Consider the following 20,914-nt stretch of genomic DNA (forward strand, 5'->3'; position numbering starts at 1 on the left):
TCCAGACTTCAGATAGGTCACATGTGATTGGGGAAGGATGGTGGTTGTGTGGGGGAGACAATGCTTCATATTCAGATCAGAGACATGCTAAAACGTCCCGTATTTCGCAAGGCGGAAGTTCTGGCCAGTGATCGTGCACTGGAGCGGTATGTTCGCTGGGTTCATATCATGGAGGTTCCTGAGGTAGGGGACTTGCTCAATGGCGGGGAATTGGTTCTTACGACAGGCATTGGCTGGCAGGAAGGTGAGCAGCACGGCCTGTCTTTTTTGCGTCAGTTAATTGCACGTGGGGCTGCCGGACTCTGTATGGAACTGGGGGATCACACCAAATCGCAGCTCGGTGCGATGAAAGAAATTGCAGTCGCCGCGGATTTTCCGCTGATCTGGTTCCGCGAACAAGTCCGTTATATTGATATTACGCAAGACCTGCATTTTACCCTGATTCGCAGTCATCAGCGGATGATTGCCGAACTCGATCGTCTCACCACCTCCTTCAACCAACTTCTTCTGAATGGAGATGGCGTACAACCTCTGCTTCGATTATTGTCACGAACAACCGGATATGCCGTGGCGTTATACCCACTTGAAGGGGAAGCAAGTGCCGTTCCCTACTGCCCTCCAGAGGAGCTAGAGACTCGTCGGCAGGATTGGTTTTTACAGCGAGGACAGTCAGCGGAGGAGCATATTACAGCGTTAAAAGTATACACGGAGAGCGCATTGGATTTGATCAGCATGCCTGTTCAGGCGTTGGACTATACCTTTGCCGACCTCGTGCTGATGCATCAAAAGCTGGCGGATCACGATTCAAGCATACCGATCAAACCCTCAGATGAATTCGTCTTTCAGGCACTGGAACGTTGCGCGGCCGCGATTGCCCAAGACTGGATGCGAACCAAGTACATGGAAGAGAAACGTCGGTACAAAGAAGATATGTGGGTCATTGACTGGCTTAACGGACACCACTCCACGAAGGAAATCCATGAATATATATCTGCCGTTAATCCCCTTCTCGCAACGAGCAAAGCCACTATTATTTTATTCGACAGCAATCCCGCATACACAGATAGCCTCAGACTTCAGAAGTTATTGATCCAACGCAACATCGTCGCCCGGTCGGTATTTGCGCGGGAGAACTTCACCCTCTACAGCACAGTTCTAAACCATCAGATCATTCTTATCATTCTCGACCCACTGCCTGGATCTCAGCGCAAAAGTAGTCTATGGCGCTGCATCGAACAATTGCAGCAGCACGAGCAGGAACAGACCCACCGCCTCTTCTCAGGCCTGTTCGGTATCGGTCATAGCTGCGCGGACCTCTCCCGTCTCAAGGATAGCCTGGATTCCGCGAAGGAGACACTGCGAATTCAGAAGGACATCGGCGAGATGCAGCAGCCCTTTTACAGCAACCTTCATTGTTATCGCATCATTGCCAGCATGAAGCAGAGCGGTAATCTGGATGATTTCATCGAAGAATACCTGGGGCCGCTCATTCGTTACGATGTGGAGAAAGGAGGTCAGCTGCTGCGGACCCTCAAGCAATATTTGGTCCTGTGCTGCTCCAAGCAAGAGACGGCCACCGCTCTATATATTGTCAGACAGACGCTGTATCACCGTTTGGATAAAATCGAAGCCCTTTTGGGAGAAGACTATATCCTCCCCGAGAAAAGGGTCGCGATCGAACTTGCCATCTACGCCTATGAGTATGTTCATGGTCCAATCGCGTGAAGAGCTAGGCATTGTCTAAGCTCCCCGCTGCTCCTGAAGCTGACGAATCAGAATATGACTGAACCACTTCCGTCCAGACGCCGTGCCCACGTATTGCTCTTGTTTCTCTTCGGGAAGATCCGGGTGCCCCCATATGACGTGAGCACCCTCCAAATGTTCCCGTACCGCATAGATCCGATAACCTTGTGCAACCATTCGCTCTATGGCGATCCTCTCGGCCTCAAACACATCATGATCCGACATCAGCTTATCCCTCCATTCACTGCTGTCACGGGCTGTTTCATCGGCATGGGTGCACCTGCATCGTATTTAGCACGCTTCACATACTGCCCCGCTCCTGCCAATCCGGCGAATTGCCGATCTCGAATGACATATTCTCCGCGACACAGCACCGTCACCGGACATCCCTGTACCTGCATACCTTCAAATGCGCTGTAATCCACGTTCATATGATGCGTATCTGCCGAAATCACCCTGTTTACAGATGGGTCAAAAATAACGATATCCGCATCTGTCCCTACGGCCAGAGTCCCTTTCTGCGGAAATAATCCAAATAACTTGCTCGCTCTTGTCGAACATAGATCAACCCACTGATTGAGCGTAATCCGCCCCTTGACTACACCTTCGGAATACAGAATGCTGAGACGATCTTCGATGACCGGCCCTCCGTTAGGAATTTTGCTAAAATCATCCTTGCCCAAGTCCTTCTGCCCTTTGAAATTAAATGAGCAATGATCAGAGCCGATCGTCTGCAACTGACCACTTTTCAGTGCGTTCCACAGTACTTCCTGATGCGCTGCTTCCCGCAGCGGTGGTGACCAGACATACTTTGCACCCTCGAAGTTTGGCTGATCCATAATCGACTGATTCAAAGTCAAATACTGAGGGCAGGTCTCCCCCCAGATCCGATAGCCCATTTCACGCATGCGCGCGATCTGCTCCACCGCTTCCGCACAGGTCACGTGCACGACATACAGCTGTGAATCCGCAAGTGCAGCCAGACGGGCCGCCCGGCCTGTCGCTTCTCCCTCCAGCATGGATGGGCGAGTCAGCGCATGATGAATCGGCTCCGTGCGCCCTTCGGCGAGCGCCTGTCGAACCAGCAGGTCAATGACATCCCCGTTCTCGGCATGAACCATGACGAGTGCGCCGTACTCTTTTGCCTTTTGCAACGTCTGAAAGAGAATCCCATCATCGGCCTGAAACTGATTTTTATACGCCATGAACACCTTGAAGGATGACACACCCTCTTCTTCAATGATCTGCGGCAGCTCTTCCAGCACGTGATCATTCATCTCGCCGATCATGAGATGGAAACCGTAGTCGATGGCGGCTTTACCCTCGGCTTTGGCATGCCATTCCTGGAGAGATTCGATTAATGGACGACCTTTTTGTGTCAGACAGAAATCAATGATCGTCGTTGTACCGCCAAAGGCTGCTGCTGTCGTTCCCGTCGCAAAATCATCCGCCGTTACGGTTCCACCGAATGGCATATCCAGATGGGTATGTGGATCGATCCCGCCCGGAATGACATAACAGCCGGAAGCGTCCACAATCTCCGTTCGTTCATCAGGCACCAGTCCGATGCCAATCTGTGTGATTTTACCCTTTTCGATCAAAATATCTGCTTCAAAGGTATCTGACGCTGTGACCAAAACACCGTTACGAATCAATTTGCGGGTACTCATGATATCGCCTCCTTGGTTGATTGATCTCTAACCGATTGCAGCATCGCAATTGCAGACTGACGTTCATTCCAGGTTACAGGTTCCTGCTCTGGCACAAGTTCAACCATCTCAATCGCCCCATCCACCGGGCAAACGATCGAACACAGATTGCAGCCAACACAGTCTTCTTCCACCACTTCCAGATAGGAGCCGGACGGGTCGGTCAACATATCAATACATTGATGCGAGGTGTCCTCACAAGCAATATGGCATTTGTTGCAATTGATGCAGACATCGCGGTTGATGCGGGCGACCACTTTGTAGTTCAGATCGAGATTGCCCCAATCCGAATACCGCGGAACGGTCTGACCTACGAGTTCTGCTACGCTGCTCAGACCCTTTTCATCCAAGTAATCGTTCAGGCCATCAATCATGTCCTCCACAATGCGAAATCCATGATGCATCGCTGCAGTACATACTTGGACCCCTGTGGCGCCCATGAGTAAGAACTCTGCTGTGTCACGCCAATCAGATATGCCGCCTATGCCCGAGATCGGTACACCTACCTCCGGATTACGCGCACACTCCGCAACCATGTTCAGTGCGATGGGCTTTACCGCTGGTCCACAGTATCCACCATGTGCTCCTTTGCCGCCCACATGCGGCACCGTATTCCACGAATCCAGATCCACACCTGCAAGAGAGTTAATCGTATTGATCAGGGAGATCGCATCTGCGCCACCGCGAACAGCTGCCCGGGCAGTCGCCGTAATGTCCGTGATATTCGGCGTGAGCTTCACAATCACCGGTGTGGTCGCCACTTCCTTCACCCACATCGTCTGGAGTTCGACCAGGTCAGGTTGCTGACCAGAGGCAGCTCCCATACCACGTTCGGCCATGCCATGCGGGCAGCCAAAGTTCAGCTCCAGGCCATCGACGCCGACGGCCTCCACCTTTTTCACAATCTCATGCCACTTCTCTCGCGTAGGTTCCACCATCAGTGAAGCGATAACCGCACGATCTGGGAATCGTTTCTTGGTCTCGGCAATCTCCCGCAGATTCACTTCCAGTGGACGATCGGATATCAATTCAATATTGTTAAACCCCGCCACCCGTTGTCCGCCAAAATGGACCGCCGCGAAACGCGAGGATGTATTGATAATTGGCTCACCCAGTGTCTTCCACACCGCACCACCCCAGCCCGCCTCGAACGCACGCTGGACCTGATATCCCGTATTGGTTGGTGGTGCAGAAGCCAGCCAGAATGGATTGGGTGATCGAATACCTGCCAGATTAATGGATAAGTCAGCCATAACGATCCCTCCTTGGTGTTGTTTGAACTTACTAGTTACACTGGAAACTCCGATAACAGAACAACCTTCCGATCGCTGTTATTCCCAGATTTTTTTTAATTCCTTTTCTAAAGGGAAAATCCGGGAATAAAGGCGAGCTTATGCTTCCGATGCAGCTTTCTTTCAGAAAGCTTTTAGCTTCGTTTCTTCAGGTTCTTTCTGTCCTCTCCGTTTCGTGTAAATGTTTAGTTCAATGTATATCGTTGTATTGGATATTTGGTCGTGCTCAGGATTTCTGCGTAGTAATGGTGTTTCTGGATAGTACGCACCTAAATTCTAACGAACCGTACAGCTCTTATTCGGGCCCTATGGGGCAATTTCAAAATCTAACGAATCGTAGAAAGCTTATATTACTGTAGTAGCTCATTTCGGCTTCATTTCAACGGTTTATTATCAAAATAAGACGTGTGAGATTCGTTAGATTTTTCAATCCTCCATTATTGCCACTATAAGATGTGTAGGGTTCTTTAGCGCATCAGACACATGTGGATTCAACGAACTGCTCACGCTGTCTCTTCCACCTGTCCAGGCAATGCCTTCATGACTGCCGCAGCGGCCAGCTTACCCTGCTGTGCAGCCGAGACAACCATCGCCTCACCCTGGCCCTGACCAAAAATAACATCTCCTGCCGCATAGATCTGAGGGTGTGAGGTACGGTACGTATGCGGCTCGATCTCAACGACGCCCCAGTGGTGACGCAGCCCAAACGTTTCGATTAATGGTAATAACCGATGCTGCCCAATCGCCCGGATGACCGTATCACATTCAATCATGAACTCCGATCCCTCCACAGGCATGGGCAACGCACGCCCACCACCAGGCGGGGTAATCAACTCCATTTTCACACATTCCACAGCCTGAACCCGACCGTTCTCGTCTCCAATGATACGCTGCGGCATGGTAAACCAGCGGAACTCCACACCCTCCTGCTTGGCAAACGTATATTCAAACGCATACGCCGTCATCTGGCTTTCCCCGCGCCGATATAACATCTGCACCCGCTCGGCACCAAGACGTACCGAACAGGTTGCTGCATCTACCGCCGTATTGCCCGCGCCAATAACGGCGACCTTCAGACCATTCAGCGCGGGCGGAACACCTTGCTTGGTAGACTCCACCAGTTCAATCGCATCATAGACACCTTCCAGTGTCTCCCCTTCAATGCCCAGCATAGGTACTGAACCCATGCCACAGGCCAGAATGACCGCTTCATGCTGCTCCAGCAACTGCGAAGCAGGAATATCCACACCGATGCGCACCCCATAACGGATCTGCACACCAAGTGCCTCCACCTGCTCCACTTCCCATAGCGCAACCGATTCGGGCAGACGGAAGGATACGATGCCATACGTATTCAGCCCGCCCCCCTTGGGTTTGGCTTCATAGATCGTCACCTCATAACCTGCACGCCCCAGTTCACGTGCTGCCGACAATCCCGCAGGCCCTGCTCCCACAACAGCGACGGTTCTCCCATTGGCAGGCGCTGCCTGGAATAACGGCTCATTCTTCGCCCGCACCCAGTCGGTGGCGTAACGCTGCAAGTCACCAATCCGAATCGGCTTCGACGATTCGTTCAGCACACATGCGCCTTCACACAGTTCCTCTGTGGGACAGACACGTGCGCAGCTGGCTCCAACCGGATTCGCATCCATGATGGTGCGGGCCGAACCTTTCAGCTGCCCTGTGGATATTTTGCTAATAAAAGAAGGGATGTTGATATCAGTTGGACAGGCTTTTATACAAGGTGCATCGTAACAGTACAGACAGCGGTTTGACTCCTCCATCGCTTCCTTGCCTGTCATGGCGGGTTTCATCTCGGCAAACCGACTCTCCCACCCATAATCGGATAACGTTGTTCCTGAGCTGTTCATCAATGTCATGCACCTCCTGAAGTTTGATCCGGACTAGCTTCCAGCTACGTTCACAGGCTAACCAGATGTTCGTACGTTTCCGGCCTGCGATCGCGGTAGAACTGCCACACATTACGCACCTCACGAATCATCTCCGTATCCATCTCGCCAATAACGACCTCATCCTGATCCCGGCTGCCGATCGCTACCATTCTGCCTCGCGGGTCGACCAGGTACGACTGTCCATAAAATTCACCCATATTCCATGGCGCTTCCACGCCGACCCGGTTGATAGCTGCAACATAATAGCCGTTAGCTACCGCATGAGCAGGCTGTTCCAGTTTCCACAGATATTCCGATGTACCCGCAACCGTAGCGGACGGATTAAACACAATCTCTGCCCCCGCGAGCCCAAGCAATCGAGCCCCTTCCGGAAAATGACGATCATAACAGATGTACACGCCGACTCTGGCGTAGGCCGTATCAAATACCGGAAACCCGAGGTTACCTGGTTTGAAATAATACTTTTCCCAGAATCCATTTGTACCCTCACCTGCTTCCACATGTGGGATATGATGTTTGCGATATTTGCCCAGATACGTACCATCTGCATCAATGACAGCTGCCGTATTGTAATACGAAGCAATGCCCTCCACCTCGTACACGGGTAAAATAATCACTACCGCAAGCTCCTTCGCCAGTTCCTGAAAACGTCTGGTCGTTGGCCCTTCCGGCACAGGTTCAGCGGATGTATACCATTTGGGATTCTGCTCTGTACAAAAGTAAGGCCCATAGAATACTTCCTGCAATCCGATGATCTTGGCGCCTCTTGCAGCCGCTTCACGGACCAGCGCAATGTGCTTCTGAACTGCAGCCTCTTTGTGCACCTCAACGGGAGCCGAACCTTCGATTTCATGAGAAGCCTGGATTAATCCGATGCTGATTTTGCCCATACGTCATAACGCCTCCTCAGTTAAAATGATTGGTTGGTTCATTCCACTGCACATCCTCCGAATGGTGCGATATAACACTTCCGTGCCCAGTCCAATATCCTCCGGGGAGGAATATTCGCTGGGATGATGACTGATACCGTCCTTGCTGCGGACAAAGATCATGCCATAATCACACACAAGCGAAAGGGCCAATGCATCATGGAACGGACCACTCATCAGTTCTGGCAAAGTAATCCCGATCTCTTTCGCGGATGAACGAATCACCGACATGATCGGCTCTGCACAATACCTCGGCTCACTATTCGTATCCTCTGTCAGCGAGTAAGTTAGACCATATCGGGAACTCATGTCATCCAACATATTCATCAATCGGGCTTCAAGCCGGTTCCTGCGCTCCATCTCCATGTCTCGTAAATCCACCGTGAAACTGACTTCCTCCGGGATGATGTTACGCGAGTCTGGAAACACCCTCAGACTTCCCACCGTACCTACGGTTGGGGCTTCCGGGTCTTCTCTCACCATGTCGTCAAAAGCCGCAATGACTTTGGCGCTGCCTACCAAAGCATCATGCCGCATCCCCATGGGAACGGAACCAGCATGACCGGCCATGCCTTTCATCGTCACCGTAAGCCACAGCGGGCCCGATATGCCCGTCACCAGACCTACTGGTGCATTCATCGCTTCCAGCACCGGCCCCTGCTCAATGTGCAACTCCAGATAACTGCCTATGGAACCTGGCGGATAGATCGCCTCTTCAAAATCCGAAGGAGAACAGCCAAAGGCTTCCAGCGCCTCCCGACGGGTCACTCCGTTTTTATCCTGCCGCTCCAGTTCGCCTTCTTCCAACTGACCAGTTATGCCACGTGAGCCGAACAGGCCTTTGTTAAAACGTGAACCCTCTTCATCGCAAAAGGCAATTATCTCTATCGGCATACGGGGCTGTATGCCATTTTCGATCAGGCATTGCACCGCTTCGAGCGCGCCGAGCACGCCAATTGCTCCATCATATCGACCGCCGTACGGCTGAGAGTCGATGTGGGAACCAATCATGAGGATCGGCAGCGCCTGATCCTCCCCTTCCAGACGACCAATCAGATTGCCGAAGGGATCGAGTCGAGTCGTCAGACCGGCCTTTTCCATCCAAAGACGAACTTGTATGATGCCGTCCATATCTTCCGGGGTCAGGGCAAGTCGGCAGACACCCGTCTCCGCGATTCGGCCAATGCGTGACAACTGCTCAATTCGCTCATTCAGCCGAAGCTGATTAATGAGTTTGCCTGTTGTGGTCTGCATCCTGCCTCGCCTCCTTTTGTGTTATCCATCTATGGCAACTAACCTGCGTCCAGACTACGGAGTGCAACGAGCAAACTTCCAGCGATCAGATCCAGCTCTTCCTCGGTGGTGACAAATGGTGGGGAAATCGTCAAAATATTTGCAAACCCCGGTACGGTATCACCGTTCTTGCCAATCAGGATGCCGTCCCTTTTACAACTGGCGAGTACCTTCATTACTTTATCCGCCTCCGCAGGAGATCCGTCTGCTTCAATCAACTCCACCCCACAGGCGAATCCGAACGAACGGATATCCCCCACAATGGACAGCTCCAGCAAAGGTTCCAGCTTCTCACGAAGCAGATATCCCAGTTCTTCCGCCCGGCTGACCAGATTCTCTCGTTCCAGAATCTCCAGATTCGCCAGTGCCACCCGACAGGACACCGGATTTCCGCCAAATGTATTCACATGCCGAAAGTGTGCATCCGGGCCGGGTTCCCGGAACGTGTCATACAGATCGGCTCGCACGGCCGTTGCTGATAGTGGCGAATACGCACTGGTCATGCCTTTTGCCATCGTCACAATATCAGGCTGTACGCCATAGTTCTGATGACCAAACTTCTGCCCAGAGCGGCCAAAACCACAGATGACCTCATCGACAATGAGCAACACGCCATAGCGCTGACAGATCTCTTGCACGGTACGCATATAATCCAGCGGGGGCACAATCATACCGCCCCCCGTGATCACCGGCTCCATAATTACTGCGGCAACTGTCTCGGGACCTTCCCAACGAATCACCTCTTCATAGATGGTTGCACATTCGAGTCCGCATCCATCCTTGTTTCGTCCAAACGGACAGCGGTAACAATACGGTGGTGGAACATGAGAGAAACCTACGCCGAGCGGCTCGTATTTGATCTTGCGGGCGGCTTGCCCGGTGGCGCCCAGCGCTCCCATGGAGTTGCCGTGATACGCACGGTGACGGGAGATGAATTTGTGCCGAGTAGGCTCACCATTCTGATGGTGGTACTGACGGGCTATTTTGAAAGCCACCTCATTCGCATCTGAACCCGAGTTGGAGAAGAATATTCGATACTCCCCATCCAGCCAATCATTCAGCTTCTCCGCCAGCAAAATCGCCGGTTCGTGACTCTGCGTCATCGGTACATAAGCGAGTGCTTTCATCTGTTCGTAGGCACTTCTCGCAATCTCCTCACGGCCATGCCCCACATTCACACACCACAGTCCCGACATCGCATCCAGATAACGCGTACCATCCTGATCGGTAATCCAACTGCCCTCTCCACTTACTGCAATCATCGGATGATCGTTATGAGGCGAGATGTGATGCCACACGTATTTGCGATCCTTCTCCAGCCATTCTTCCTTCGTACCGCCAAGCGGCTGCGGCTGCTGATCCACAGAACTCATTCGTCATCCTCCTCCACACGCTTATTTCACCGCTTCTTCATAGATGCTTTTCTCCAGCGCTTCATCCAGGTTGGCGGCTTTTTTGATTAGGCCATAGTTCAGTGCAATATCCGCAGTTCGGGAAAAAGACTCATCCACAAAGCTACCGACTTGCTGCTCCGTAAATCCTTCCGGGCGAATTAGCTTCGCAATCTCTTCCAGCATCGTTACCTGATGCTCACGAGTGGTACTGCCATCCGTCACATTACTCATCACGATATCCACCGTCTCATCCTGTTCATCTATGGCGTAGTTCCAGCCTTTCAAAATGGCACGGGTTACTTTGACCGCAAGCTCACGGTTGCTGTCTACCCAATCCTTCTTGGCAATCAGCGTATCCTCCAGCATGCCAACACCGGCATCTTCAATGTTGAACACATCCAGATCGGACTCTTTCGTTCCACTTTCCAGCACAACGTGGTATTCGTTATAGATCGTCGCCGTAGCTACATCCACCTGATCGTTGAAAAACTGATCCATCGTGAACCCCTGCTTCACCAGTTCAATATCTTTCTTCGGATCGAGTCCATTCTTCTCCATGAACGCGAGCACCTGAAACTGCTGACTGCCGAACCAGGTACTGACCTTCTTGCCTTTCATCTGAGCCGGATCAGTAATGCCTAGGGACTTCTTGGCGATCAAGCGATAACTACTCTTCTGCGAGATCTGGGCGAGCGACACGAGCGGCAGACCATTATCCCGGCTGACTAACAGACTGTCTACTCCCGTGATTCCCACATCTGCCGCACCATTGACCACCTGCTGCTCAATCACGATATCCGGACCACCCGGAATAATCTCGGCATCAATGCCTTCATCTGCAAAAAAACCTTTTTCCTTCGCTGCATAGATCCCGGCAAACTGCGCCTGCGGCACCCATTTCAGTTGAATCTTCACTTTGGTTAAGGGTTTATCCGCCTCTCCCGATTCTCCTGAACCTACAACAACTGGCTGTGCCGCCGGCTCGGACTTCGTAGAACATGCGCTCAGAACCGTAACCACCAACATAACCATGACCAGCAGACCCAACTTCAACGTTTTGTACATGGACAGAACAACCCCCTGTGTATATACGATTTTTCAATCAGGTAGTGTGAGGCTCTACTTCACCAGCTCTATCAATCTATGGTTGCTATCCTGATGTACGTTATGGTTCTGTGCGTGCACGGTTCCACGGAATGAGTCGCTTTTCTGCCAGGACAACCGCTTCATACAACACAATGCCGAGCGCGGCGGCGATGACAATGCAGGACCAGGCCAAGGGCATGTTCGCCAGTCGAATCTGATCCGAGAGCAGGTACCCTAGACCCTGGGAGGCGATGAAAAATTCACCCACAATGGCCCCGATAATACTGGTCGACATATTGATCTTCAGACCGGCAAAGAGGGAAGGCAGGGCATGAGGCAGTCTCAGCTTCCAAAAAAACTGCATCCTGCTCGCAGCAAGGCCACTCAGCAAATCACTGTACTGCGGCTGAATGGAAGTCAGTCCTTTGAACAGGCTGACTGCCATTGCTGCCATCGTAATCACCGTGACGACAGCAATACGCGACCAGATCCCGTCACCGAACCAATTGTTCATAATCGGGGCTAGGGCCACGATGGGAACGGCGTTCAGTGCCGACAAAACCGTAACCGCCGCCCTGCCGCTTGTTGGGAAAAACGATGCACCTGCCGCCGCCAGAGCACCCAACAGGGAACCGAGCAAGAAACCACCCAGCATTTCGGTTCCGCTGTACATCGCATATCGAAAGAGCATATTGGCATTTTCCTGAATGGATGCTGCAATCGCGGAAGGCACAGGCAGTTGGTAGCTTTCCAGCGAGAATATCCAATGAAACAACCTGAGCTGCCAGAGGGCGAGAAACACCACACCCGCACCCCAAGGAAGCATGCTCAGTGCAATCGAGCGCCCGCGAACGCCAGTGCCCGGTCTGGCCTTTCCGGCTTGTCCCCGTTGTCCATGGATTTCCGATCCGGGAGCAGCTGCCATCTGTGAACCCGTGAGGGTCGTAGCCGCACCAGTTACAGCAGCAATCGTCACACCTTCATCACTTTTCCGGCTCAACACTCTACCTTCACTCATGTGGCTTGACCTCCTTTGGCCCTGAATTCAGGCTGCCAGGGAGTTAACCAACGTTCAGCCAGGCTGATGGCCAGATATGAGATCAGGCCAATGCCAATGCTAAGCATGATGGTGGCCCAGAACATGCCAACTTGGGCATGGCCGTAATATAACGAACTGACCATCAGGACGCCGAGTCCGTCGGGAGCCCCCATCAATTCCACAACGATGGAGGAAGTCACCGCCAGCGGAGCAGCTATTTTCATGCCGGAAAATAGTCCCGGCAGTGCTGAGGGCAGCAGACATTTGATATAACGCGCAGTCAGTGAAGCTCCACAGGAACGCATAAGCTCCAGATGCTCTGGTGCTGCACTTTTCAATCCTTTCAACGTATGGATGATGATCGGGAAGAAGGTGACATACGCCGCCATAACAATCCGCGCCCACTCCGCATTGTGGATGATGCCGTACACAATTGGTGCGAGACCGATGACCGGAACCATCTGTGAGGAGACTACATAGGGCGATAACGTGCGCTCCAGCCATACAGCCCCACTCATGAGTAGAGCCAGACCTAGACCAAGCAGCATTCCCCCCGCAAAACCAATGGCTGCATTGCCAAAGGTGACAGCCCCCTGCTCTGCCAGCGTACCCGAGTAGCGAAACAAGGCTGCAAGAACATCATGCAGATATGGAAGGCGAGATGCCGCCTGTTGAGGTGACAGGAACAATTGGAGCATCCAGGCGGCTGCTTCCCACAGTACCAATACCGCTATAATCCAGATGACAACCCAGGAACGATAACCCGGTTTAAAGAATCGCAGGGACATGAGATTCATCACGCTCCTCATAGAAGCAATTGCGGATGGTCGTAATCATGTGGTAGAAAGCTTCCGTTTCTCTCAGTTCACTATGACGTTCGGAAGGCAGGTTGACGGAATGAATGGAATGCACCTGTCCTGGATGCGCCGAGAGCACGATGATTCGATCGGACAGAAATACGGCTTCGGGGATGCTGTGTGTGACAAAGAGGAAGGTCTTGCCTGTCGAGCGCTTGATCTCAAGTAGCTCTAATTGAAGCTTTTCTTTGGTGAATTCATCTAGGGCTGAAAAGGGTTCATCCATGAGCAGCAATGGCGGATCAAGCGCAAGGGCACGTGCAATGGATACACGTTGCTGCATCCCTCCACTGAGCTGCCATGGATAATGGTCGGCGAAGCGGGTTAGCCCTACCATTTCAAGCAGCTCACCGCTAATGCGGCGGCACTCCTTCCGGCGGGTACCGAGCAGCTCCAAGGGCAATTCCACATTGTGACGAACGGTGCGCCAATCGAACAAGGCGGGTGTCTGGAAGACGATGCCGAACTGCCGCTGTAGCCGGGCCCGCTCAGGCTCCTGGCCTGCGATGCGAACGGCTCCTGAGGTAGGCTGAAGTAGATCACCCACCAGCCGGAGCAAGGTCGACTTGCCACAGCCGGAAGGGCCCAGCAGGGAGACAAACTCATTAGACTGAATCTGGAAAGTAACATCCGACAAGGCAGTGACTTGTTGTGACCCTGTGCCGAAGACAACGGACACATGATCTACATCAATATGACAGGCTTCGGGGACTGTAGCTGAGGATATGGAGGACATGGGCATTCTCCTTTGTGGAAAGTTGTTTTCATTGCACACCAAGGCTGAATGGGAGGTTTATATACACGAACGTAACAGGTTTTGCTTGTTAGATAATACTATATCGCTTTGAGCGGGGATTACATTATACAGTGTGTTTTGAGTATGGGCCTGTTCATGTTACACAATGTAAAATGAGAGGAATTCTCATAGACATCCATGTAAGTTTCCTTGATAGATAGCTAACATGAATTTCACCTAACAACAAACGCACGATCATTTGTATTTATTGAATAAATATTCGGAAAATATGACATATGCCCTCGTATTCTTGTTCGTTTTCTTGTATAAAGATTGAATAGACGTACAAGGACTTCCACCACCACGTGAGTCACGGCTCCTGAATGATGAAGGCGGTACCATTATTCCGGATCAACCACTACGCAGGAGTGTCCATAGATCAGTAGAACGAAGCTTTCAAATCCAGAAATCGGGGTGGTCATGATGTTTGATTGGCTGGGATGGAGAAAAGGATTGCCGCTGTGGCGATCGTATCGGTTGAACGCACATATGAAGGAAGATGTGGAACAGATTTTTGAGGGGATTGCCGAAACGAGACGGCAGCTCATGATGGACTGGACTGATGAACAATGGAATCACCTGGATCGTTTACTTCATCAAATACAGTCCGTTCGACCACAAGATGTACTGCCAGGTTCATCTCATATAAGTAAACTAGATGCATGGTTTCAATCCAGTTATATTCGAGCCGTTGATAGTACGGAGCTATTTATGCTGAACGAACAGAATCAGGTGGTATTCTCTACATACAAGAATCATATTGGACAGATCTATACAGATTACGAAGCTTTGATTGGACCAGGATTGAAGTACTCCCGAGCAGATATTCATGGGGAAAAGTGTTTGTATGGCCCTTATTCCGATCCACTGACGTTGGATATTGGACCACGCTCGTCCGCTTTTCACGATGATGTCACCTTGCTATTTATCAACCCCATATTACAGGAAGGTCGATATGTCGGTTCATTATGCAGCCGTGTTCCCGGTGATGTCCTGGGTGATCTGATTCAACGAGAATCAGGCCATATCTATCCTGATTCCGGTGACAACTATCTCTTTATGGCTGAGTCGAAATTACGGCCCCATCTGCAGCCCGGCACCGCCTTGTCCCGAAGCCGCTTCGAGGATCGTACTTTTACACATGGGGAAAATCTCAAAGATGGTGTCACCACCGAATGGGGTATCGTTTCCGTTAAGGAGCATACCGAGCTGGAGCTCATGTTCACCGATCCATCGACCGGCCAGCTGCACCCCGGAGTAGCGAATACCATTCAGAATGGCTCCAATCTGTTCGTTGCCTTTCCCGGCTACTCGGATTACCGCCATATCTCTGTCATTGGCAAAGGCATCACCTTCCAGCTACCGCACTGTCCTGATCGTTGGGGCATGATGTGTGAGGGGGATCTGGAGGAAGTATACCGGATACGGAGCATCGGCTGGCGCCAGTTCAAGCAGCACAGTCTCTTCACGCTCTTGTCAGGCGTTGCAGGAGCGGCACTTGTCTATGCCCTTACTGGCAGTGGGTGGAGTGCGGCAGCAATGGCGGCTTTTAATGTGCTGTTTGGATTCTTCACTGCATTACAGCTGCATCGCAGCCAATATCGACGGGTTCATGAAGACTTGCGTCGCACCAGCCGATTTATTCGAATCAACGCTGAAGGCAAAGGTGATCTGACTCAGCGCCTGAACACGTCTGATTTTGCCCAAGACGAATCAGGTGAACTGGCGAAGTGGATCAATAACATGATTGATTCTCTGGAAGGCATTATGCTGAAGGTACAACTTGCCACGGTAGACGTTATGGACAACCAGTATCAGATGCGAACCTCAACAGAGACAACCCAGGGTACGACTGAGCGTGTGAACTACAAGCTTGGTTCGATGATTCAGGCCATTCGCACCCAACTGGAAGATCTTGATCAGGCCAAGATCGCTGCCGATCACATGCGCTTAACTCTGCAGCAATTGGAGACATCTGCAACGAAACAGATCGGTGTGGCCCAGCAGGAAGTGGAACGAATCGGCGACAAAATGACCCAAATCTCCGGAGCGGTGTCCGATACCAACCGTACCATCCTGTCCTTCATGGACACGATGAAAGAGATTTACCGTGCACTGGCTGTCATTGATGAAATTTCAGCTCAGACCAACCTGCTCGCTCTGAATGCTACCATTGAAGCTGCACGCGTGGGCGAACATGGCCAAGGATTCTCGGTCGTGGCGGGAGAAATCCGTAAGCTGGCCGATGTATCCCGCTCTTCCACTGAAAATATCCATCAGATTCTGGACCGAATCTCAACTGCAGCAGGAGCTGCGTCCCAATTAATCACAGAGGGAGATCAGGTGCTGGCTGAAGGAACAACACTGGTTCAGGCCGCTTCGCAACTTCTGCAAAATGCTACCGCTGAAGAACCTGAGCGCACGCAAGTTGTAGATCAAGTGGTTATGCTAATGGAGAATATTGCGGCAATCAGCCATCAAAATCGGGCGACTTCCGCTGAGGTAGAAGCAGAGATGATGGAGCTGATCCATGATATGTTGCAGGTTCAGCATTCTTCGCATAACGTGGAAGCCATTACGGTCTTCCTGCAACAACTCGTGGGACAATTCCATCTAAATCACCCCGCCAAAAATGCTGTCATCTGACGTCATCGTTGACGCGGATTGGAGAAATAGCTAAAATTTGATGCAACTGTTCCTTTTGAAATTGTCGTATCATTTATAATAGAAGATTTCCAATCTGAATCGATGAAAGGGTGGTCTGCATGGAACTGCTTCAGGATTCATTTGGCCGGATACATGACTACATCCGTATTTCTGTTACGGACCGCTGTAATTTACGCTGTGTATATTGCATGCCTGCAGAGGGTATGGAGTTTGCTCCACATGATGAGATTATGAGCTACGAAGAAATAGCACAGGTGCTAAAGGTACTTGCCCCGATGGGCATGCGCAAAGTCCGACTCACCGGGGGTGAACCATTGGTACGCAAGGATCTTCACAAGCTCGTCAGCATGATCTCGGCAATTGACGGGATCGATGATATTGCACTGACTACCAATGCTCTTCTCCTGGACAAACAAGCTCAGGCATTGAAAGATGCTGGGTTGAACCGGATTAACATCAGTCTGGATTCCCTGCGCGCTGATCGCTTCTCCATGATTACACGTGGTGGGGATGTGAATAAGGTACTGAAAGGCATTGAAGCTGCAACAGCCGTTGGTCTCGCTCCAATTAAGCTGAATGTCGTACTGATGAAGGGTATCAACGATGATGAGATCAAGGATTTTATTGCCATGACGATCGATCAGCCACTTCATGTGCGCTTCATTGAATATATGCCGATTGGACAGGCTTCGGATTCATGGCGCAAATCCTATTTGCCGCTGGAAGCCGTCACAGATGTATGCGCTGAAGCAGGCTGGACGGTTGAAAATACAGTAGGCCCAGCGGGGAATGGCCCATCACGCAATATGAAAATTGCGGGCTCCGAAGGCACATTCGGATTGATTCATCCCGTGAGCGATCACTTCTGTGATAATTGCAATCGACTTCGGCTGACCGCTGACGGACATATCAAAGCCTGCCTCTACTGGTCGGATGAGTATAATGTTCGCCGCTTCGTGGATGACCCAAATGCCATGGCTGCGCTCTTCCTCAAAGCGCTGGGTACGAAACCGAAGAATCACGAGATGGCCCTGGCTCTGGAACAAAAAATGCAATCGCACACGCCGACGGTACGGCGCATGTCCCAGATTGGCGGATAACAACAGTACGTAATATAACTCAACAGCGTATTCCTGGGTACAGATAAGCAGACAAGAACATCATGTTCTCGTCTGCTTTTTCGTTATTTTTTCATAATTTTCTGAAAATTATCAATTCTGCTGTTTCATTTGTTAAAAATGAAAGTAATATACGTTATGCCCTTGTTGGGTCTTCAAGATTCCCATAATTCTGACGATGTATATACAATACATCTAGATGATATGCACACATAGGAGATGACCATATTGAACATTGTTGAAGCACTCGTTGCAGCAAGCCCGTATTTTAAAATTATGCTGAAAGAACACGATATCATGATTGCAGTAACCGATACCGAGAAGTTCTGGTATTATGTTCCGAGCAACGAGCTCGATCTGGGCATCAAAGCAGGAGACATCATCTCGCCGGATGACCCTACACTACGCCGAGCCCTTAAACATGGCGAGACTTCAGCCAATCGTATTGATGCAAAATTCTATGGTACCTCCATTGTCTCGGCAGCAACTCCACTTCGAGATGAGCAAGGAAATATCGCCGGCGCACTTGCCATCGGCTTCTCCCTTCAGAATGAAGAAAAACTGGAGCACTTCACCGAACTGATCGGCGGAATCAGCGGCAGACTGACCGATATGGTGCAGACGGTAGCTGCCCAATCCGAGCAATTGACGGCCTCTTCCACGCAAATCTTGGACAATACGCGCATGGCTGTGCAGAACTCAGGCGAAGTGAACAAGGTTGCCGCATTCATCCGCGAAATCTCAGAACAAACCAATCTGCTCGGCCTGAATGCGGCGATCGAAGCAGCACGAGCGGGTGAAGCAGGCGCAGGGTTCAGCGTCGTTGCATCCGAAGTGCGTAAACTTTCTACAGGTACCAAAGAAGCTACGGTGAATATCGAACGTTCCTTGAAGGATGTCCAGCATTCCATCCAACAGATGGAGCAGGAGATCACATCGATCTCACAGTCGAGCAACCAACAGGCTGTGATGGTAACCGAGTTCAGCGAGGTCATTGATCAGTTGAACAGCGTAAGCCGTGATCTGAAAGTGTTCATTGAATCCATGCTGCTGAAGGCAGAATAGAATAAACAACGCATACAAATCGATACTGAATGAACATCAAAAACCGTCTTGAACTGTAAGGAAAGTATCCTTCAGATCAAGACGGTTTTTTTTGATACTTCAACGGTCACATACAGATGACCTCGTTTCAGATTACCCCTTTACAGCACCCTCCGCAATACCTTCCATAATGAACTTCTGGAAGAACGCATAGATCAGGATAACCGGAATCGCAGTCAGTACCAGGGATGACAGAATCAACGGCCATTCCTTGTTATATTCACCAAACAGCATGTTCGTGGACAGAATCAGCGTATAGCGATTCACATCGGTCAGCATGAGCAGTGGCAACAAGAAGTCATTCCATATCCACAGGAAGTCCAGAATCGCGATGGTAACCGTGATCGGAAGCAAGAGCGGGAAAATAATCTGGAAGAACGTCTGGAACTCATTACATCCGTCAATCTGAGCCGATTCCTCCAATTCACGTGGAATGGACTTCACAAACCCGTGATAGAGGAAGATTGCCATGTTCACACCAAGCCCGATATAGATCAGGGCCAATCCGTACGTGCTTCCTTGTACACCCATGCCTTTGGCTACCCGTGTCAGCGGAATCATGATCGAGTGGAACGGTACCAGCATGGAAGCAACAAACAGGAAGAAGATCAAGTTGCTCAAGCGGCCCGAGGTACGTGACAGCTTGTATCCCGCAAGTGAGGCACAGAAGACGATACCACCAATCCCCAGAAAGGATACAATTGCCGAGTTCATCGAACTGCCCAACAGATTGATTTTGTTAAACGCGTCCGAATAATTCTCCCAGTGCAACGTTGTCGGCAGCGCAATAAAGGATTGGAACATTTCACCCTGTGTTTTGAAAGAGTTCACAACCGCCATGTAGATCGGTAGCATGGCGACGAGAGAGCCCAGAATCAGCAGCAGTCGAATCAGATAACTGTTCAGTCGTTGCATCCTCATGCTTCCACCTCTTTCTTCTTCATGACGGTGATCTGGATGAGTGTAAAGATGAGTACGATGATGAACAGCACAACCGATTTGGCACTCGCATAGCCGTATCTGAAGTTGTTGGAGAACGCTTCTTCATAGATATTCATCGTGATCACCTGCGTGGCTCGGCCCGGTCCGCCACCAGTCAGTCCATACACCACTTCGAACACTTTGAATGCTCCGTTCAGCGTCAGGAAGAAGCAGATGGTCACAGCATGAGTAATCATCGGCAACACCACATTGCGTAGCACCTGGAATGCGTTAGCCCCATCAATAACAGCCGCTTCCTTGAGACTTTTCGGCACACCCTGGAGAGCAGCCAGATAAATGATCATCATATACCCTACACCATTCCAGAGCGATACGATCAGAATGGAGTAAAATGAAAACTTCGGATCACCCAGCCATTGCTGGTCGAGGAACGAAAAAGCCAGTTTCTCTGCGAGCTGTGGCAGCACCTGAGAGAAGATGAAGGTCCACATGAAAGCACTGATGATCGTACTGATCATGTTAGGCATGAAGAACAGGGTCCGGAAGAGCCCTTTGCTGCGCGTCCGTGACTCAATTAACACGGCGAGCAGCAAGGCAATTCCATTTTGCAGAATCAGCATAAATATTACATATTTCATCGTGAACCATAGGGAGTTCAGAAAGTCAGGATCTTCTTTGAACAATTCCACGAAGTTACCCAGACCGATAAAGCTGTAATCCCGATTAAGTCCGTTCCAGTCCGTCAGGCTATAGAACATGCCACTAAACGTAGGGTACAGCAGGAAAATCGCATAAATGACAAAGGCAGGCGCAGTGAACGCGAGCAGTGACAGATACTTCTTGAACACATTCGTAGCCATTGGTTCTCCCCCTTTTCACTCGAAGCGGATGATCGTAAACGAGGGAACGAAGAACGTTCTGCCTGCTGTATCATCTGCTTGGAGACTGTGACGGAATAAAGTACCGCTTAATTTGTTAACAAAACTCTCAAACCGTTGAGATTTGCCAACAAAAGCGGATACTCTATTCCTC

Annotated in this window: 17 protein-coding genes; 4 read left to right on the forward strand and 13 right to left on the reverse strand. The window is 50.8% G+C overall.

Translation table 11 applies throughout. The features are described from left to right. Positions 1-48 precede the first annotated feature (48 nt). On the forward strand, positions 49-1,725 hold the full coding sequence (locus MHI06_RS27095; protein ID WP_340399659.1) for a PucR family transcriptional regulator: 1,677 nt from the start codon (positions 49-51) through the stop codon (positions 1,723-1,725). Positions 1,726-1,740: 15 nt separating this feature from the next. Here the strand turns inward: MHI06_RS27095 and MHI06_RS27100 are convergent, their stop codons facing one another. From MHI06_RS27100 to MHI06_RS27150, 11 genes are all read right to left on the reverse strand, one after another. Next, positions 1,741-1,968 (reverse strand): hypothetical protein, encoded by a 228-nt coding sequence (locus MHI06_RS27100; protein WP_062836929.1) that lies wholly within the window; start codon positions 1,966-1,968, stop codon positions 1,741-1,743. Beyond that, positions 1,968-3,413 carry a dihydropyrimidinase gene (hydA, locus tag MHI06_RS27105; RefSeq protein ID WP_340399660.1) on the reverse strand — a complete coding sequence of 482 codons (1,446 nt, stop codon included), beginning with the start codon at positions 3,411-3,413 and terminating at the stop codon, positions 1,968-1,970. The genes MHI06_RS27100 and hydA overlap by 1 nt, the downstream gene beginning before the upstream one ends. Continuing rightward, positions 3,410-4,705, reverse strand: coding sequence for an NAD-dependent dihydropyrimidine dehydrogenase subunit PreA (gene preA / locus MHI06_RS27110; RefSeq protein ID WP_076319240.1), 1,296 nt, complete (start codon positions 4,703-4,705; stop codon positions 3,410-3,412). The genes hydA and preA overlap by 4 nt, the downstream gene beginning before the upstream one ends. A 542-nt stretch (positions 4,706-5,247) precedes the next feature. Continuing rightward, positions 5,248-6,615 (reverse strand): NAD(P)-dependent oxidoreductase, encoded by a 1,368-nt coding sequence (locus MHI06_RS27115; RefSeq protein WP_340402192.1) that lies wholly within the window; start codon positions 6,613-6,615, stop codon positions 5,248-5,250. Between the two features lie 50 nt (positions 6,616-6,665). Next, positions 6,666-7,547: a nitrilase-related carbon-nitrogen hydrolase gene (locus MHI06_RS27120; protein ID WP_340399661.1), complete on the reverse strand. Its 882-nt coding sequence runs from the start codon at positions 7,545-7,547 to the stop codon at positions 6,666-6,668. A gap of 3 nt (positions 7,548-7,550) precedes the next feature. Continuing rightward, positions 7,551-8,840 carry a M20 family metallo-hydrolase gene (locus MHI06_RS27125; RefSeq protein ID WP_340399662.1) on the reverse strand — a complete coding sequence of 430 codons (1,290 nt, stop codon included), beginning with the start codon at positions 8,838-8,840 and terminating at the stop codon, positions 7,551-7,553. Positions 8,841-8,878: 38 nt separating this feature from the next. Further along, positions 8,879-10,252 (reverse strand): aspartate aminotransferase family protein, encoded by a 1,374-nt coding sequence (locus tag MHI06_RS27130; protein ID WP_340399663.1) that lies wholly within the window; start codon positions 10,250-10,252, stop codon positions 8,879-8,881. A gap of 21 nt (positions 10,253-10,273) precedes the next feature. After that, entirely contained in the window at positions 10,274-11,338 is a 1,065-nt protein-coding gene (locus tag MHI06_RS27135; protein ID WP_340399664.1) for an ABC transporter substrate-binding protein, read from the reverse strand. A 100-nt stretch (positions 11,339-11,438) separates the two neighbouring features. Beyond that, positions 11,439-12,377 carry an ABC transporter permease gene (locus MHI06_RS27140; RefSeq protein WP_340399665.1) on the reverse strand — a complete coding sequence of 313 codons (939 nt, stop codon included), beginning with the start codon at positions 12,375-12,377 and terminating at the stop codon, positions 11,439-11,441. Beyond that, positions 12,374-13,186 (reverse strand): ABC transporter permease subunit, encoded by an 813-nt coding sequence (locus tag MHI06_RS27145; RefSeq protein WP_340399666.1) that lies wholly within the window; start codon positions 13,184-13,186, stop codon positions 12,374-12,376. The genes MHI06_RS27140 and MHI06_RS27145 overlap by 4 nt, the downstream gene beginning before the upstream one ends. Then, positions 13,167-13,991, reverse strand: coding sequence for an ABC transporter ATP-binding protein (locus tag MHI06_RS27150; protein WP_340399667.1), 825 nt, complete (start codon positions 13,989-13,991; stop codon positions 13,167-13,169). The genes MHI06_RS27145 and MHI06_RS27150 overlap by 20 nt, the downstream gene beginning before the upstream one ends. A 480-nt stretch (positions 13,992-14,471) precedes the next feature. On the opposite strand from MHI06_RS27150, the gene MHI06_RS27155 reads away from it, so the two are divergent. The 3 genes from MHI06_RS27155 to MHI06_RS27165 all read left to right on the forward strand — a co-directional run bounded on the left by MHI06_RS27155 (position 14,472) and on the right by MHI06_RS27165 (position 18,901). Then, a complete protein-coding gene (locus tag MHI06_RS27155) occupies positions 14,472-16,697 on the forward strand; it encodes a HAMP domain-containing methyl-accepting chemotaxis protein (protein WP_340399668.1) in 2,226 nt (741 codons plus the stop codon). A 119-nt stretch (positions 16,698-16,816) separates the two neighbouring features. After that, positions 16,817-17,818, forward strand: coding sequence for a GTP 3',8-cyclase MoaA (moaA, locus tag MHI06_RS27160; protein WP_340399669.1), 1,002 nt, complete (start codon positions 16,817-16,819; stop codon positions 17,816-17,818). A 237-nt stretch (positions 17,819-18,055) separates the two neighbouring features. Beyond that, complete coding sequence (locus tag MHI06_RS27165) at positions 18,056-18,901, forward strand: methyl-accepting chemotaxis protein (RefSeq protein ID WP_282435649.1); 846 nt, start codon at positions 18,056-18,058, stop codon at positions 18,899-18,901. 132 nt (positions 18,902-19,033) lie between these two features. Here MHI06_RS27165 and MHI06_RS27170 read toward each other — a convergent pair whose 3' ends face one another. Further along, on the reverse strand, positions 19,034-19,861 hold the full coding sequence (locus MHI06_RS27170) for a carbohydrate ABC transporter permease (protein WP_062836914.1): 828 nt from the start codon (positions 19,859-19,861) through the stop codon (positions 19,034-19,036). Next, on the reverse strand, positions 19,858-20,742 hold the full coding sequence (locus tag MHI06_RS27175) for a sugar ABC transporter permease (RefSeq protein ID WP_017691891.1): 885 nt from the start codon (positions 20,740-20,742) through the stop codon (positions 19,858-19,860). The genes MHI06_RS27170 and MHI06_RS27175 overlap by 4 nt, the downstream gene beginning before the upstream one ends. Between the last annotated feature and the right edge of the window lie 172 nt (positions 20,743-20,914).

The sequence above is a fragment of the Paenibacillus sp. FSL H8-0079 genome (assembly GCF_037991315.1).
Lineage (GTDB): Bacteria > Bacillota > Bacilli > Paenibacillales > Paenibacillaceae > Paenibacillus.